Below are 14,793 nucleotides of genomic sequence, written 5' to 3' on the forward strand. Positions count from 1 at the left end.
GCCGGGTGCCGAACCCGGTCAAGGGGCGGACGCCGCGGGAGGTCGACGCGCTGGTGACCGAGCACCTCCCGCTCGCCGCCTTCGCCGTCAACGCGGTCGCCGCCCGCATCTCGCTGCCGAGCCACGTCAGCCGTGAGGACCTGCTGTCCTGCGCACACGTGGCCCTGGTGGAGGTGGCCAAGCGGTTCGATCCCACCGCCGGCGCATCGTTCGCCACCTACGCCCTGGCCCGCCTCCAGGGTGCGGTCCTCGACGAGCTGCGCTCCGGTGACTGGGCCAGCCGCTCGGTGCGGGCCGCCGCCCGGCGGACCGACGCCGCGGCCGACGCGCTGACCATCAGCCTCGGCCGGCCGCCGACGCGGGAGGAGCTGGCCGACAGCCTGGGCGTCGCCCGGACCGAGCTGGACCACCTGCAGGTCGACGTGCACCGCGCGGTGATGGTCAGCATCGACGCCGAGACCGGCCCCGACGGCACGAGCATCGACCTGCCCGACACCGGGGAGTCGCCGGAGCGCGCGGTGATGCGCGGCGAGCGCGCCCGCCACCTGCACGAGGCGATCCGCGCGCTGCCCGATCGGCTGGACGAGGTCATCGAGCGGAATTTCTTCGGTGATGAATCCCTGACCGACATCGCGGAGGACCTCGGGGTGACGCTCTCCCGCGTCTCGCAGATGCGAGCCCGGGCCCTGACCCTGCTGCACGCCGCGATGGGCGAGATCTGGGACGGCACTCCCGTTCCGGCGAGCGGTGGCGTCCGGGCGCGCAACCAGCAGCGCACGTACCTCGAGCGGCTCACCGGCCGGTCCGGCTCCGGGATACCGGCGATGCCGGCACCCGCGATGCCGACGGTCTCCCCCGCCCGCGCCCGCTGGGTCACCCCCGACACGGCGACCCGGCGCCCCGCCTGATCCCCGTCCCCGTACGGCCGGACGGCTCCGGCCGGCCGGTTCCCAGAGAGGTTCCCGCTCCATGAAGGTGCTCGTCATGCACGCCGGGCAGGATGCCCAGGACTACTACCGCGTCCGGGAGCCGCTCCAGGCCATCCGCGAGGGCGGGTTCGACGTCGAGATCGAGACGGTCCGCGGCATCGCGACCACCGTCCGCCCGTCGACGACCGGCGGCGAGGGCGAGGTCGTCGCGGCGGACGCGCGCGGAGCCGACGTCGTCGTCCTCCAGCTGCCCAAGACCGACGCCATGCTGCAGACCATCCGGGTGCTCCAGGCCGACGGCGTCGCCGTCGTCGTGGAGATGGACGACCTGCTCTCCGCCGTCCCGTTCGGGCACCTCGCCCACCTCGCCCTGGTCCGGAAGGGCATGGGCCGCAAGGCCTCCGAGTGCGCCCGCGCCGCCGACGTGGTCACGACGACGACGCCCGCCCTCCTGGAGGAGTACGCGCCGCACGGCCGCGGGCTCGTCGTCCCCAACGCGATCCCCCGCCGGATCGCCGAGCTCCCGCCGGCCTACGAGCGGACGCCCGAGGTCGTCACGGTCGGCTGGACCGGCAGCGTGGTCACCCACCCCTACGACCTGCAGGAGATGGGCACCGGTCTGCAGCAGGCGCTGGCCAGCACCCGCGGGAGCAGCCGGTTCATGGTCATCGGCCAGAAGCTGAACTCCACGCAGCTGCTCGGGCTCACCGAGGAGCCGGCCGAGCTGCCGTGGCTGGACAGCGTCGACGAGTACGCGACCGCCGTGGGCGAGAACTTCGACATCGGGATCGCCCCGCTGCGCATCGACCGCTTCAACACGTGCAAGAGCTGGCTCAAGGCACTCGAGTACTCGGCCCGCGGCGTTCCGTTCGTCCGCTCCCCCAGCGCCGAGTACGAGCGGCTCGGGCTCGGCTGGCGGGCCAAGTCGGCCAAGGACTGGAGCAAGGGCCTGTCCACGTTCATCCGGGACCGCGACCGGCGGACCGAGAGCGCCGTCCAGGCCCGCGAGGTCGTCCTCGACCGGCACCTGACCGAGCACACCGCGGAACTGTGGGTGACCGCCTGGCGCCGGGCCGCGGACCACCGGGCCCGCAGCCTGCGCAAATACGCCTGACGGTCGCGGAGCCTGCCCCCGATCGGGTGGACGTCGCCAATTCGTGACCCGTTCGCCTCAAGTCCTCCGGCTCCCGAGCCGTAGTCATACCTGCACGGCCCCGCAGCACGGATGCAGCGGGATCCCCCAGTACGACCCCTTCCAAGGAGGAACATCATGGGTCTGCGCGTCAACAACAACATCGCGGCGCTCAACGCTTACCGCAACCTGTCCGTCACCGACGGCCAGATGAGCAAGTCGCTCGAGAAGCTGTCCTCCGGCTTCCGCATCAACCGCGCGGCCGACGACGCCGCCGGTCTGGCCATCTCTGAGGGCCTCCGCTCCCAGATCGGTGGCCTGAAGGTCGCCGTCCGCAACACCCAGGACGGCATCTCGGTCGTGCAGACCGCTGAAGGTGCGCTCACCGAGACGCACTCGATCCTGCAGCGCATGCGTGACCTGACCGTCCAGGCCAGCAACGACGGTGGCCTCAACGCCGACGCCAAGAAGAACATCCAGTCGGAGATCGGCCAGCTCAAGAACGAGCTGACCCGCATCTCGGACACGACGACCTTCAACGGCACGAAGCTGCTCGACGGCAACTACGCCGGCAAGTTCCAGGTCGGTGCCAACGCCGGCGAGCAGATCCAGGTCAAGATCGGGACCGCCATGGGCGCTTCCGGCCTGGGCGTCAACGGCGTGGACGTCACCTCCTCCGCGGCCGGCATCACCGCCACCACCGTGGCGGCTGTGGCCGGCTCGGCGGCGACCGTCACCGTCGCCTCCGGCACGGTGGACCCGTCCAAGGCCGAGGACTTCGCCAAGCTCAACGGTTCCCTCACCGTGGGCGGCAAGACCCTCGACCTGTCGTCGGTCAGCTACAGCGACACGGCCGGCAGCGCTGCCCGCCTGACCGCTCTGCAGAGCGCCGTGACCAACGCCTTCGGTTCCGACGCCAGCGTCGCCATCACCGGTGGCGAGCTCGTCTTCAGTGGTGTGGCGCCGGGTGCGTCCGCCACCGCGGACGAGGTCGCCAAGGCTCAGGTCACCTTCACGCAGTCCTCCGGAGCCACCGAGGGCCTGAAGCAGATCGACGAGGCCATCAAGTCGGTCTCGACGATCCGCGCCGACCTGGGTGCACTGCAGAACCGGTTCGACCACACCATCAACAACCTCAACGTCTCGGTCGAGAACCTGACCGCGTCGGAGAGCCGCATCCGTGACGCCGACATGGCGCAGGAGATGGTCGGGTACACCCGCAACCAGATCCTGACCCAGGCCGGTACCTCGATGCTCGCGCAGGCCAACCAGGCCTCGCAGGGTGTCCTCTCGCTGCTCCGCTGATCCCAGCTGAGTAGCTGAGGGCGCACACACCTCAGCACCATCCCGGGTGAGGGGGGAGGCCGGTCCGGCCTCCCCCCTCACTCACACCCCGCCCACCCCGGACCTGGAGGAAGCGCATGGCAGGCATGAGCGTCGACGGTCTGGTCTCCGGGCTGGACACCACGAACCTCATCAACCAGCTCATCAGCGCCGAGGGCGCCTCGCAGAAGGCCCTCAAGACCCGGCTCACCGCCACCGAGCAGGCCGCCTCGGCCTACCGCACGGTCAACACGACCTTCCTGGCCATCTCCGCCGCCGCCGGGAAGCTCACCCCCGACGCCCTCGTCAGCGCCCGCACCGCGTCGAGCAGCAGCTCCGCGGTCGTCGCCACCGCCACCTCGAGCGCCGTCCCCGGCAGCTCGGTGACGTTCTCCGTGCAGTCCCTCGCCAGCACGCAGGTCAGCCTCAGTCGCGGCGTCTGGACCTCGGCAACCGCCGACGCCCGCAGCAGCACGATGGCCTGGCCGATCGAGATCCTCGACGAGAACGAGGCCTCCCTCGGCACCGTCGACATCCCGGCCGGCGCCACGCTGACCGACGCCGCGAAGGCCATCAACGACGCCGGTCACGGCCTCACCGCGTCGGTGGTGAAGCTGGGCGAGAACCGCTACACGCTGCAGCTCACCAGCACCACCGCCGGCGAGGCCGGCGGCTTCTCCATCAAGAGCCCCGGCGAGGACGACACCACCCTGGGGTCGCGTTTCGTCACGACGGCTCCCGCGCGTGACGCGGTGCTGGACCTGGGCGGCGGCGTCGTGGCCAAGTCCGCGACGAACACCTTCCCCGACCTGCTGACCGGGCTCTCCGTCACCGTGTCGAAGGCGGACCCCGAGGCCCAGGTGACCGTCGGGGTGGCCACCAACAACGACTCGGTCGCGACGAACGTGCAGAAGCTCGTCGACGCCGTCAACGCGGCCATCAACACGGTCAAGGACTACACCAACAACAGCAAGGGCAGCACGGCCGCGCTGCGGGGCGACTACTCGATCACCTCGCTGGGCAGCAAGCTGCTCGACGCCGTCTCCTTCGGCGTGGCGCCGCACGGCTCCCCCGCCCAGGCCGGGTTCCAGCTCACCAAGGACGGCCGGATCACGTTCGACAAGGCCGTGTTCCTGACCGCCCTCAAGGACAAGCCCGAGATGGCCCAGACCCTGGTGCTCGGCAGCGCCGCCGGCACCGCGCAGGACGGGACGGCGATCCCGGCGGTCAGGGGCGTCGCCGCCCGGCTGCTGGAGGTCGCGAAGTCCGCCTCGGACGCGACCACCGGCACCCTGGGCTCGATGGCCAACGGCAAGGACTCCACGGTCAAGGACCTCAAGGCGCGCATCGAGGCCTGGGACCTGCGACTGGAGAAGCGCCGCGAGACGCTCACCAGGCAGTTCACCGCCATGGAGACGGCGCTGAGCTCGATGAAGAACCAGTCCACCTGGCTGGGCAGCCAGCTCAGCGCCCTCTGATCCCTCTTCTCGCACCACCCCCCTCGTTCCAGGAGATCCCACGATGAGTGCCGCCTCCCTTCGCGCCCGTTACCTCGGCGACTCGGTCGCGACCGCATCCCCGCAGCAGGTGCTGGTGATGCTCTACGACCGGCTCGCACTCGACCTCGAGCGCGCGCAGCGCGCCGTCGCCACCGGCGACCGGCACGAGGCCAGCGAGCAGCTGCAGCACGCGCAGGCGATCGTCTACGAGCTGCTCTCCAGCCTCCGGGTCGACGTCTGGGACGGCGGTCCGCGTCTGGCGGCCCTCTACAACTGGCTGATCAGCGAGCTGCAGCAGGCCAACATCAAGCTCGACGGCAACCGCATCACCTCCTGCCGCCAGGTCGTGGAGCCGCTGCGCGACGCGTGGCGCCAGGCCGCCGCGTCCCTGGCCGGCTCGGTCTCGTGACCGGCTCGCCGGCCTCGTCCGGCGGGGAGACGACCAGCCCGGTCGACTGGGCCGGCGTGCTCACCCACCTCGAGGGCGAGGTCGTCGCGGCCGAGGCCACGATGGCCGAGGGCCGCACCGACGAGGTCGCCGCCTGGGGACGACGCAGCGAGGACTGGGTCCCGCCGTCGAGCCTCGGCCCGCTCCCCGACGACCTCCGGGAGCGCGCCGCGAAGCTGCTGCAGCACCAGCTGGCCGTCGCCGAGGAGCTCGTCGAGCGGATCATGCAGTCCCAGCGCCAGCGCGACCTCGCCGCCCGGATGTCCTACGCACCGAGCCGCCCGACCGCCGCCTTCATCGACCGGACCTTCTGAGCCCGGCACTCCCGCACCGCAGCGCCCCCGCTCCTCCCGCCCGGGAGGGACGGGGGCGCCGTCGTTCGCTCCCCCGACCGCCGGACGGCCCGGTCGCCGCTGCCGCGCCCCCGGCCGCCCGGGCCCACGAGTCACATCTGTGCGATCACGCACCGGTCACCCCACCGGGCACCTTCCGTCACCCGTGTGACGGACCGGAGGTCAACCCGCTTCCCGGCCGTGCCGATGAAGGACTTGCACGGAGAGCAATACCTTCGCCACGGATCGGCGGCCCCGCACTCGCTCGCGAGTGCTCTTCCGCCTACCCCGGAGGTCGATCGTGTCCTTCTCCTACTGCCGGTCCGCCGCTCGATGATCGCCGACGCCACGTCGACGGTGCTGAAGGCGGCTCTCGCCGGCCTCGCCCAGCGGCAGCGGGTGACCGCCGACAACATCGCGAACGTCAACACCCCCGGCTTCCTCGCCGGGCGGACGGACTTCGAGACGTCGTTGCGCGGCGCCGTCAGCAACGGGCAGCTCCCCAGCATCAACGGCGGCACCACCATGCGGTCGATGGAGCCGACCAACACCAACGGCAACAACGTCAACCTCGATGCGGAGACGGTCATCGCCACCGAGACCGGCCTGCGCTACCAGTTGGCCCTGAACGCGCTCGACGGCAAGTACAACTCGATGCGCACGGCGATGAGGACGAGCTGACATGAGCATGTTCCAGGCACTGAGCATTTCTCAGTCGGGCCTGATGACGCACCGGAAGTGGCTCGACGCCACCGCCGACAACATCGCGAACATCAACACCGTCACCCGCACCGACGAGGACGCCTTCCAGGAGCGGCTCGTCGTCGCCCAGGCGGTCGACTACGGCTCCGGCGAGGGCGGCGTGCGCGTCGCGCGGGCCGAGTTCGGTGACCCCGAGGGCCGCATGGTCTACGAGCCGAACCACCCGCTGGCCGACGCCGAGGGCTACGTGAAGTACCCCGACATCGACCTGGGCGACCAGATGTCCCACATGATCATGGCGCAGCGCGGCTACCAGGCCAACCTCGCCGTCGTCGAGCGGGCCACCACCGCCTACCAGGCTGCGCTGCAGCTCGGGAAGCGCTGATGACGTTCCCGATCGGCGGCATCGCCCCCGTGGGCGTCGGCGGGATCGCCGGCGTCGCCGGCAGCACCCGCGGCACCCCCGCGGCGGAGGGCACCGACGGCTTCGCCGCCGTCCTGGCCTCCACCTTCGACAAGCTCCAGGCCACGCAGTCGGTGACCTCCGACCTGGCCGTCCAGGCCGCCAGCGGCGACCTCAAGGACGTGCACGACTACATGATCGCCAGCGCTGAGTCCGGCGTGGCGACCGAGATGGTCGTGACCATCAAGAACCAGGCCGTGGCGGCCTTCAACGAGATCATGAGGATGCAGATCTGATGAGTTCGGCACTCGCCGGGACGCTGGAGCGTGCCCGCTCCACGTTCGCCACCGTCAGCCTGGGGCAGAAGGTCGTCATCGGCCTGCTGCTCGTCGGGCTGACGCTCGGCGGGTTCTTCTTCTACTCCTGGATCACCGCACCCACCCAGGCCCCGCTGTTCTCCAACCTCGCCGCGGGCGACGCCTCGGCGATCGTCGAGGAGCTCAACGCCCAGGGCGTCGCCTACGAGCTCGCCGACGGCGGCGGCACGATCATGGTCGACAAGGACAAGGTCTACGACCTGCGCCTGGCGATGAGCGGCCAGGGCCTGCCCGCCGGCCAGGACACCGGCTACGCGCTGCTCGACGAGCAGGGCATCACGACCAGCGAGTTCCAGCAGCAGGTCACCTACCAGCGGGCGCTGGAGGGCGAGCTCTCCAAGACCCTCGAGGCGCTGGCCGGCGTGAACTCCGCCATCGTCAAGGTGGCGCTGCCCGAGGAGGAGGTCTTCGTCCGCGACAAGGCCCAGCCCACCGCCTCGGTGCTGCTCGACCTCACCCCCGGCACGCAGCTGACCGGCGAGCAGATCCAGGCGGTCACGAACCTGGTCTCCTCCAGCGTCCAGGACATGGACCCCCAGCAGGTCACCGTCGCCGACGCCAGCGGCCAGGTCCTCTCCGCGCCCGGCTCCGGCATCACCGCCGCCGCCGGCGACGCCCGCTCCCAGGTGGAGCAGGAGTACGAGAACCGGCTCGCCGCGAGCGCCCAGAAGATCCTCGACTCCGTGGTGGGGCCCGGCAACAGCGTCGTCTCCGTGCGCGCCGACGTCGACCTCGCCAAGCGGAACAGCACGTCGGAGACCTACAACTACGACGGCGAGACCCCGCCGGTGTCCGAGCAGACCGACACCGAGCGCTACACCGGCACCGGCGCTCCCGTCGGCGGCATCCTCGGCCCGGAGAACATGCCCGACGCCGCGAACAACGTCGGCGGCGGCGGGAACACCTACGAGAAGGAGTCCACGACGGCCAACAACGCCGTCGGGAAGACCGTCGAGGTGGTCGAGGAGGCGCCCGGTGACCTCAACCGGCTGACCGTCTCCGTCGTCATGAACGACGAGGTCGCCGGCAACCTGAACCAGCAGCAGATGACCAACCTGATGACCACCGCCGTCGGCCTGGACCCGGCCCGCGGCGACGACATCACGGTCGCCTCGATGCCCTTCGACGACACCGCCGCCACCAACGCCGCCGAGGCGATGGAGGCAGCGCGCGAGGCCGAGGCCAGCGAGCAGATGTGGTCCATGATCCGCACCGGCGGCATCGCGGCCGGCATCGCGCTGATCGTCCTCATCGTCTGGCTGCGCTCCCGCCGCGGCCGCGAGGAGATCGAGGACGACTACGAGCCGCTCGAGCTCGACGACGACATGCTCGCCGAGCTCGACCGCCTGCGGGTGTCCAGCATCCGCGAAGAGCCTCCGCTGACCGACGCGCAGATGGAGCTGGAAGCCGCCGAGCGCGCCAAGGTGCGAGGGGAGATCTCGACGATGGTCAGCGAGCGTCCGGACGAGGTCGCGGCCATGCTGCGCGGCTGGTTGAGCGAGAACAAGTCATGACCCTGGCCAGCATCCCCACCGCCCCCGGCACCGCGGTCGCCACTCCCCCGCGCCCCGAGCTCCCCGGCCTGCGCAAGGCCGCCGTCTTCCTCGCCCAGATGAGCAAGGAGGAGGCCGGCGTCCTGCTGGCGCAGCTGCGCCCGCGGGAGGTCGAGGCCCTCACCCGCGAGCTGATGAAGCTCGGCTCGGTGGAGCTCGACGACGTCGACGGCGTCATGCGGGAGTTCCACGGCCTGATGACCGCCCAGCAGTTCGTCGGCCGCGGCGGCGTCGAGTTCGCCCGCGAGATCCTGGCCGCCGGCCTGGGCCAGGACAAGGCCGAGGGCATCCTCTCCCGCCTCAACGTCGTCTACACCGAGGTGCCGTTCGCCTCGCTGCGCCAGGCCGATGTCCGCCAGCTGGTGACGTTCCTCAAGGACGAGCACCCGCAGGTGATCGCCCTGGTGCTCGCCCACCTGACCGCCGCGCAGTCGGCCGAGGTCCTCTCGGGCTTCATCCCCGAGCAGCAGGCCGAGGTCGCCCACCGCATCGCCACCATGGACCGCACCTCCCCGGAGATGGTCCGCCTGGTGGAAGAGGAGCTGGGCCGCCGGATGGGCTCGATCCTGGCGCACCAGGACATGACCACCGTGGGCGGCGTCGAGACCCTCGTCGAGATCATCAACCGCTCGCCGCGGCCCACCGAGCGCTCCATCCTCGAGTGGCTGGACAACAGCGACCCGGAGCTGGCCGAGGCGGTCCGCGCGCAGATGTTCGTCTTCGAGGACATCGTCACCATCGACGACCGGTCCCTGCAGCTGGTGCTGCGCGAGGTCGAGGCCAACGACCTGGCCACCGCCCTCAAGGGTGTCCGGCCCGACGTCCGCGACAAGGTGCAGCGCAACCTCTCCGAGCGCGCAGCCGAGAACCTCGCCGAGGAGATCGAGCTGCTCGGCCCGGTGCGCACCCGCACGGTCGAGGAGGCCCAGGCCAAGGTCGTCGGTGTCATCCGCACCCTCGAGGAGCAGGGTGTGCTGACCATCTCGCGCGGCGGAGACGATGAGTTCGTTGCGTGAGGGCACGGTCCTGCGCGGCGGTTCCGCCGCGCAGGCCCGCCCCTACCGGGAGGTCATGGCCGAGCGTGCGCTGAGCGCGGCCACCGCCGCGGCCGTGCCGACCGCTCGCCCCGCCGTGGAGGACCTGCCGGCCGCCCCGGTGTGGCCGGCGGCCCCGGCGACCCCCGCCCCGGGTGCGCCGTCCGCCTCTCCCCCGTCCGCGGGCGTGCCGTCCGCGATCGTCCGTTCCTCGGCACCGACCGTGGCGGTCCAGCACCCCGTCGTGGAGCGACGCTCGTCCGTGCGGCGTGCCGAGGACCAGCCGGTCGCCGGCAGCAAGCCGTCGTTCCGGCTCGGCGACGTGTACGCCGAGGAGCTGGAGCGGCTCCGCTCGCGGGCGCACGCCGAAGGCTTCACCGCCGGGCACGCCGAGGGCATGACGGCCGCCGAGTCCGTCGTCGCAGAGGTCGAGCGGGCCGCCCAGGAGCGGCTCGCCGAGGTGCAGGCCCGATGGGAGCGCCGCATGGTGTCCGCGACCGCCGCCCTGGGCGCGGCCGCCCGCCAGCTGGACGAGGCCGCGATCCCGGTGGCCGACGAGATCCGCGAGTCGATCATCGGCACCGTCCTCACCCTGGTCGAGGAGATGCTCGGCCGGGAGCTCGCCCTCGCCACGCACCCGGTCCTGGACGCCGTCCGCCGCGCCCTGTCCTTCGTCCCCGCCGACGCCCCGGCGGTCGTCCGCCTGCACCCCGACGACCTCGCCGAGCTGCCCGCGGGCACGCTCGACGAGCTCCCCGACAGCGTGCTCGTCGTCCCCGACGCGGGGATCGAGCGCGCCGGCGCCGTCGCGGAGAGCGGCCCCCGCCGGATCGACGCCCAGCTGAGCGCGGCGCTGGAGCGCGTCCAGGCGGTGCTGCGGCCATGAGCCTTCCCGCCACGATGCTCGAGCGCGCCCGCGCCGCCGCTCGTCCGCAGGTCACCGGCTCGGTGACGGGCGCGATGGGCCTGACGCTCAGCGTCGACGGCGTCAGCGCCGCCGTGGGCGACCTCGTCGAGGTCAACCCCACGGACAAGCCGCTGCTGGCCGAGGTCGTCGCCGTCGGCAAGGACCGGCTGACCTGCATGCCGCTGGGCGGGCTGTCCGGCGTGCACGCCGGCGCCCCGGTGCGCGCCACCGGGCGCCCGCTCCAGGTGCCGGTCGGCGAGGCGCTGCTCGGCCGCGTGCTCGACGGGCTGGGCCGGCCGGTCGACGGCGGCCCGCCGCTGGGCAGCCGCGTCTCCTGGGTGGACCTGGCGACCGAGACGCCGCACGCCCTCTCCCGCACCCGGGTCGAGGAGCCGCTCACCTTCGGCGTCCGCGCCCTGGACACCCTCGTCCCCTGCGGCAAGGGCCAGCGTCTCGGCATCTTCGCCGGCTCCGGCGTCGGCAAGTCCAGCCTGATGGCCCAGATCACCCGAGGCACCGACGCCGACGTCCGCGTCATCGGCCTGATCGGCGAGCGAGGCCGCGAGGTCCGCGAGTTCATCGAGGAGAACCTCGGCCCCGAGGGCATGGCCCGCACCGTGGTCGTCGTCGCGACCTCCGACGAGCCGCCGCTGGTGCGGCTCAAGGCCGCGTTCGTGGCCACCCGGATCGCCGAGGCGTTCCGCGACGAGGGCCGCGACGTGCTGCTGCTCATGGACTCGATCACCCGCACGGCCATGGCCCAGCGCGAGGTCGGGCTCTCCGCGGGCGAGCCGCCGGCCACCCGCGGCTACCCGCCGAGCGTCTTCGCGATGATGCCGCAGCTGCTGGAGAAGGCCGGCACCGGCACCGTCGGCTCGATCACCGGGCTCTACACGGTCCTGGTCGAGGGCGACGACCACAACGAGCCGATCGCCGACACCGCGCGGTCCATCCTCGACGGGCACATCGTGCTCACCCGCAAGCTCGCCACCGTCGGCCACTTCCCCGCCATCGACGTGCTGGAGTCCATCTCCCGCGTCGCGGGGGCGGTGGTGCCACCGGCGAAGATGGCCGACGCACGCGAGATCCGCCGGCTCATGGGTGCACTGCGCGACGTGCGCGAGCTGATCGAGATCGGCGCGTACCAGGCCGGCAGCGACCCGCTGGTCGACCGCGCCCGCCAGCTCGCCCCCCAGATCGACGCCTTCCTGCAGCAGCCGCTCGGTGAGTCCACGCAGGCCGACGAGGCGTGGAACTGGCTGCAGCGGATCGTGAGAGGCGCGTGAAGCGCGGAAAGTTCCGGCTGCAGCCGGTCCTGGAGCTCCGGCGCACCGAGGAGCGTGCCGCGGCGGCCGCGGCGGCCGCCGCGATGAACGCGGCCGCCGACGCCGACCGGCGCGCCACCGAGTACGAGACGGCGCTGGGCGTCTCGACGATGCCCCGATCGCTGCCGGCCGGGTCGTTCGTCGCGGCGATGGTGCTGCTGCAGGCCGCGGCCACCGACGCGTCCGACGCCCGTTCCCTGGCCACCGCACAGGCCCAGCAGGCGGAGGCGGTGCGGGCTCAGTGGACCGCCGCCGCGCAGCGGACCAAGGCCCTCGAGCGGCTCGCCGAGCGGCACCGCGAGGCCCAGCAGCACGCCATGGACATGGCGGAGGAGCGGGCTGCCGATGACTTGGTCACCGGACGCGCAGGCCGCGCGTCCTCGACCGGGGAGGAGCAGGCATGGACGGACTGAACGCGGTCCAGGCCCGCATCGGCGAGATCCAGGCCCGTTTCACCGCGGTCACCGGCGCCGCGACGTCCGCGGGCTGGGCCTCGGCCGCCAGCGCGGCGGGGCTGACCGGCACCTCGTCGGCGACCTACGCGACCAGCACCGGCGGGACCGCCTCGGAGAGCGCGGCGGTCGCGGAGGCGCAGAAGTACATCGGCGTGCCCTACGTCTGGGGCGGCACCGATCCCAGCAAGGGCCTGGACTGCTCGGGCTTCACCAAGCTGGTGTTCGGCAACCTCGGCATCGAGCTGCCCAGGACCTCGTCCCAGCAGGCCACCGCGGGCCGTCCGGTCGCGAACCTCGAGCAGGCGCGGCCGGGTGACCTGGTGTTCTTCGACCACTCCAGCTCCCGCGCCGGCATCGACCACGTCGGCGTGTACATCGGCAACGGCCAGATGATCGCCGCGCCCCAGCCGGGCGAGTCGGTGAAGGTGCAGGCGGTCGGCAACCCCTCGATCATCCGCCGCGTGCTGCCGGAGGCCTCCGCCGCCGTCGCCCCGGCGGCCGCCGGTGGTGCGCTGGCCGGCGTCCCCTACGGCGACCTCTTCGCGCGCGCGGCGAGCAAGCACGGCGTCGACCCCTCGCTGCTGGCCGCCGTCGCCAAGCAGGAGTCGAACTTCAACACCTCCGCCGTCTCGCCGGCCGGTGCGCAGGGCCTCATGCAGTTCATGCCGGCCACCGCGAAGGGCCTCGGCGTCAACGCCATGGACCCGGCCTCCGCGATCGACGGCGCGGCCAAGTACCTCAGCTCCCTGACCAAGCAGTTCGGCTCCACCGAGCTCGGGCTGGCGGCCTACAACGCCGGGCCGGGCAACGTCAGCAAGTACGGGGGCATCCCGCCCTTCCCCGAGACCCAGAACTACGTCCGCTCCGTGCTGAGCAAGGCAGAGGCCTACCGATGACCGCTCCCGTGACCGTCGCTGCTCCTCCCGCGCGCGCCACCTCCACCTCCTCCTCGGACGGGGGCTCCACCGACAGCGCGGCCCCGTTCGCCTCCGCGCTCGACGGCGCGCTGGCCGGCGGCCAGGGCCCCGTGCGCGACGCCACCACCGGCAACGGCCAGAAGCAGTCCGGCGAGGCCGCAACCGGCGAGGAGACGGCCGCGGCCGAGGAGGCCGCCGTCCCGGTGATCGACACGGCCTCGGCCGGCGTCGCCGCCGCGCTCTGGGCGCTGGCCCTCGGCGGCGGCGCTCCGACGGCGACGCCGGTGGCGGCGCCGGTCGTGGTCACGGCTGCCGGCGAGGGGCTCGCCGGGGTGGGTGCCGCGATCGCGGCCACCGCCTCCGCGCCGATCCCCGGGGAGACCGCTGCCGTGGCCGCGGACGGAGCACCCGTCGTCGCCGCGCCGGTTCCCGCCCTCCCGGGCACCCCGGCTGCCATTGCTGCTGCGGCTGCGGCGGCTGCGGCGGCTGCCGCGGCGCCTGCCGTCCGGCCCGCCGGCGCCACGCCCGCCGGTCCCCAGCCCGCCGCTCCGGTTCCCGGCACGATGCCAGCCGTCGCGACCGCGGCGCAGACCCCGGTCGAGCTCACCGTCGTTCCCACGCCCGGGCAGCCGACGACCTCCGTCCCTGTCGGCACGGCGGAGGCCACCGGCGCCGCGGCACCCGACACCGAAGGCACCTCCGGTCCGGCCCCCGCGGTTCCCGCCGCCGCGGCATCCGGCGCCGGTGGAGCCGGCGCCCAGGCCGGCGGCACCTCGTCCGGTGGTGCCGGTGCCGGCGGCACCGGGTCCGGCGCCGCCCGCACCGACGCGGTCAGCGGTGCCCGTGCCGACGTGGAGGTCCAGGCAGGATCCGAGACCGTGGTCCTGCCGTCGGTCGGCTCCGCGGGCGCTCCGACTGCGGCCGCACCGGTCACCGCCACCGGCGCCGCCACCGGGACCGCGGCCACGCTGCCGGTCGCCGGACAGGTCGCCCGGCACGTGGCGGTGCTCAGCGCCGCGGGCGACGGGTCGCACACCATGACGATGGTGCTCAACCCCGAGAACCTCGGCCCCGTCGAGGTCCAGGTGACGGTCGCCCAGGGCAGCCTCGACCTGCAGCTCCGCAGCGCCCACGAGCAGGGCCGGCTGGCTCTCCTGGACGCGCTGCCCGAGCTCCGCCGCGACCTGGAGGCCGCCGGTCTCAGCCCGTCGCGCGTGGAGGTCGACGCGGACACGGGCGGCTCGTGGCTGGCCAAGCACGCCGCCGAGCAGCAGGCCCAGCAGCAGCAGCTCGCCCAGCAGGGCTTCGCCGACCGGCAGTCGCAGCAGAACCAGCCCGGCGAACGGTCACGGTCCTGGGGGCGCACTGCCGATAACGGGGAAGGACGGGCTCTGCCGTCCAACGGATCCACGTCGTCCGGCGTGGACGTACGTGTCTGAGAAGGAGGCCGACGACCG

Annotated in this window: 16 protein-coding genes; all 16 read left to right on the forward strand. The window is 72.8% G+C overall.

What is annotated here, in order from left to right; genetic code table 11:
• Window positions 1–5 precede the first annotated feature (5 nt).
• The 16 genes from LBW97_RS05895 (at window position 6) to LBW97_RS05975 (ending at window position 14,775) form a co-directional block, all read left to right on the forward strand.
• Entirely contained in the window at window positions 6–908 is a 903-nt protein-coding gene (locus LBW97_RS05895; RefSeq protein WP_224498483.1) for a sigma-70 family RNA polymerase sigma factor, read from the forward strand.
• Between the two features lie 61 nt (window positions 909–969).
• The gene (locus LBW97_RS05900) at window positions 970–2,043 is read left to right on the forward strand and encodes a hypothetical protein (RefSeq protein ID WP_224498484.1); all 1,074 of its coding nucleotides are present in this window, start codon (window positions 970–972) and stop codon (window positions 2,041–2,043) included.
• A gap of 156 nt (window positions 2,044–2,199) precedes the next feature.
• Window positions 2,200–3,366, forward strand: coding sequence for a flagellin (locus tag LBW97_RS05905; RefSeq protein ID WP_224498485.1), 1,167 nt, complete (start codon window positions 2,200–2,202; stop codon window positions 3,364–3,366).
• A gap of 116 nt (window positions 3,367–3,482) precedes the next feature.
• Window positions 3,483–4,862, forward strand: coding sequence for a flagellar filament capping protein FliD (gene fliD, locus LBW97_RS05910; protein ID WP_224498486.1), 1,380 nt, complete (start codon window positions 3,483–3,485; stop codon window positions 4,860–4,862).
• Window positions 4,863–4,905: 43 nt separating this feature from the next.
• Window positions 4,906–5,292, forward strand: a complete 387-nt coding sequence (gene fliS / locus LBW97_RS05915) for a flagellar export chaperone FliS (RefSeq protein ID WP_224498487.1) — start codon at window positions 4,906–4,908, stop codon at window positions 5,290–5,292.
• Window positions 5,289–5,645: a hypothetical protein gene (locus tag LBW97_RS05920; protein ID WP_224498488.1), complete on the forward strand. Its 357-nt coding sequence runs from the start codon at window positions 5,289–5,291 to the stop codon at window positions 5,643–5,645. Before fliS ends, LBW97_RS05920 begins: the two co-directional genes overlap by 4 nt.
• Window positions 5,646–5,996: 351 nt before the next feature.
• On the forward strand, window positions 5,997–6,344 hold the full coding sequence (locus LBW97_RS05925) for a flagellar basal body protein (protein ID WP_224498489.1): 348 nt from the start codon (window positions 5,997–5,999) through the stop codon (window positions 6,342–6,344).
• 1 nt (window position 6,345) lies between these two features.
• Window positions 6,346–6,750 carry a flagellar basal body rod protein FlgC gene (gene flgC, locus LBW97_RS05930; RefSeq protein ID WP_224498490.1) on the forward strand — a complete coding sequence of 135 codons (405 nt, stop codon included), beginning with the start codon at window positions 6,346–6,348 and terminating at the stop codon, window positions 6,748–6,750.
• The gene (locus LBW97_RS05935; RefSeq protein WP_224498491.1) at window positions 6,750–7,064 is read left to right on the forward strand and encodes a flagellar hook-basal body complex protein FliE; all 315 of its coding nucleotides are present in this window, start codon (window positions 6,750–6,752) and stop codon (window positions 7,062–7,064) included. Before flgC ends, LBW97_RS05935 begins: the two co-directional genes overlap by 1 nt.
• Window positions 7,064–8,659 (forward strand): flagellar basal-body MS-ring/collar protein FliF, encoded by a 1,596-nt coding sequence (gene fliF, locus LBW97_RS05940; RefSeq protein ID WP_224498492.1) that lies wholly within the window; start codon window positions 7,064–7,066, stop codon window positions 8,657–8,659. The genes LBW97_RS05935 and fliF overlap by 1 nt, the downstream gene beginning before the upstream one ends.
• The gene (gene fliG, locus LBW97_RS05945) at window positions 8,656–9,714 is read left to right on the forward strand and encodes a flagellar motor switch protein FliG (RefSeq protein WP_224498493.1); all 1,059 of its coding nucleotides are present in this window, start codon (window positions 8,656–8,658) and stop codon (window positions 9,712–9,714) included. The genes fliF and fliG overlap by 4 nt, the downstream gene beginning before the upstream one ends.
• Complete coding sequence (locus LBW97_RS05950; RefSeq protein ID WP_224498494.1) at window positions 9,698–10,618, forward strand: FliH/SctL family protein; 921 nt, start codon at window positions 9,698–9,700, stop codon at window positions 10,616–10,618. The genes fliG and LBW97_RS05950 overlap by 17 nt, the downstream gene beginning before the upstream one ends.
• Window positions 10,615–11,925, forward strand: coding sequence for a FliI/YscN family ATPase (locus tag LBW97_RS05955; protein WP_224498495.1), 1,311 nt, complete (start codon window positions 10,615–10,617; stop codon window positions 11,923–11,925). The genes LBW97_RS05950 and LBW97_RS05955 overlap by 4 nt, the downstream gene beginning before the upstream one ends.
• Window positions 11,922–12,377 (forward strand): flagellar export protein FliJ, encoded by a 456-nt coding sequence (locus tag LBW97_RS05960; RefSeq protein ID WP_224498496.1) that lies wholly within the window; start codon window positions 11,922–11,924, stop codon window positions 12,375–12,377. The genes LBW97_RS05955 and LBW97_RS05960 overlap by 4 nt, the downstream gene beginning before the upstream one ends.
• Window positions 12,365–13,315, forward strand: coding sequence for a transglycosylase SLT domain-containing protein (locus LBW97_RS20185; protein WP_304505407.1), 951 nt, complete (start codon window positions 12,365–12,367; stop codon window positions 13,313–13,315). Before LBW97_RS05960 ends, LBW97_RS20185 begins: the two co-directional genes overlap by 13 nt.
• Complete coding sequence (locus LBW97_RS05975; protein WP_224498497.1) at window positions 13,312–14,775, forward strand: flagellar hook-length control protein FliK; 1,464 nt, start codon at window positions 13,312–13,314, stop codon at window positions 14,773–14,775. The genes LBW97_RS20185 and LBW97_RS05975 overlap by 4 nt, the downstream gene beginning before the upstream one ends.
• Window positions 14,776–14,793 lie beyond the last annotated feature (18 nt).

This window comes from Blastococcus sp. LR1 (assembly GCF_020166105.1).
Taxonomy (GTDB): Bacteria; Actinomycetota; Actinomycetes; order Mycobacteriales; family Geodermatophilaceae; genus Blastococcus.

Coding starts and splice junctions, on each gene's coding strand:
- flgC (WP_224498490.1), top strand. CDS start 6,346: ATGAGCATGTTCCAGGCACTGAGCATTTCTCAGTCGGGCCTGATGACG.
- LBW97_RS20185 (WP_304505407.1), top strand. CDS start 12,365: ATGGACGGACTGAACGCGGTCCAGGCCCGCATCGGCGAGATCCAGGCC.
- LBW97_RS05925 (WP_224498489.1), top strand. CDS start 5,997: ATGATCGCCGACGCCACGTCGACGGTGCTGAAGGCGGCTCTCGCCGGC.
- fliD (WP_224498486.1), top strand. CDS start 3,483: ATGGCAGGCATGAGCGTCGACGGTCTGGTCTCCGGGCTGGACACCACG.
- LBW97_RS05950 (WP_224498494.1), top strand. CDS start 9,698: ATGAGTTCGTTGCGTGAGGGCACGGTCCTGCGCGGCGGTTCCGCCGCG.
- LBW97_RS05935 (WP_224498491.1), top strand. CDS start 6,750: ATGACGTTCCCGATCGGCGGCATCGCCCCCGTGGGCGTCGGCGGGATC.
- fliF (WP_224498492.1), top strand. CDS start 7,064: ATGAGTTCGGCACTCGCCGGGACGCTGGAGCGTGCCCGCTCCACGTTC.
- LBW97_RS05900 (WP_224498484.1), top strand. CDS start 970: ATGAAGGTGCTCGTCATGCACGCCGGGCAGGATGCCCAGGACTACTAC.
- LBW97_RS05905 (WP_224498485.1), top strand. CDS start 2,200: ATGGGTCTGCGCGTCAACAACAACATCGCGGCGCTCAACGCTTACCGC.
- fliS (WP_224498487.1), top strand. CDS start 4,906: ATGAGTGCCGCCTCCCTTCGCGCCCGTTACCTCGGCGACTCGGTCGCG.
- LBW97_RS05975 (WP_224498497.1), top strand. CDS start 13,312: ATGACCGCTCCCGTGACCGTCGCTGCTCCTCCCGCGCGCGCCACCTCC.
- LBW97_RS05955 (WP_224498495.1), top strand. CDS start 10,615: ATGAGCCTTCCCGCCACGATGCTCGAGCGCGCCCGCGCCGCCGCTCGT.
- fliG (WP_224498493.1), top strand. CDS start 8,656: ATGACCCTGGCCAGCATCCCCACCGCCCCCGGCACCGCGGTCGCCACT.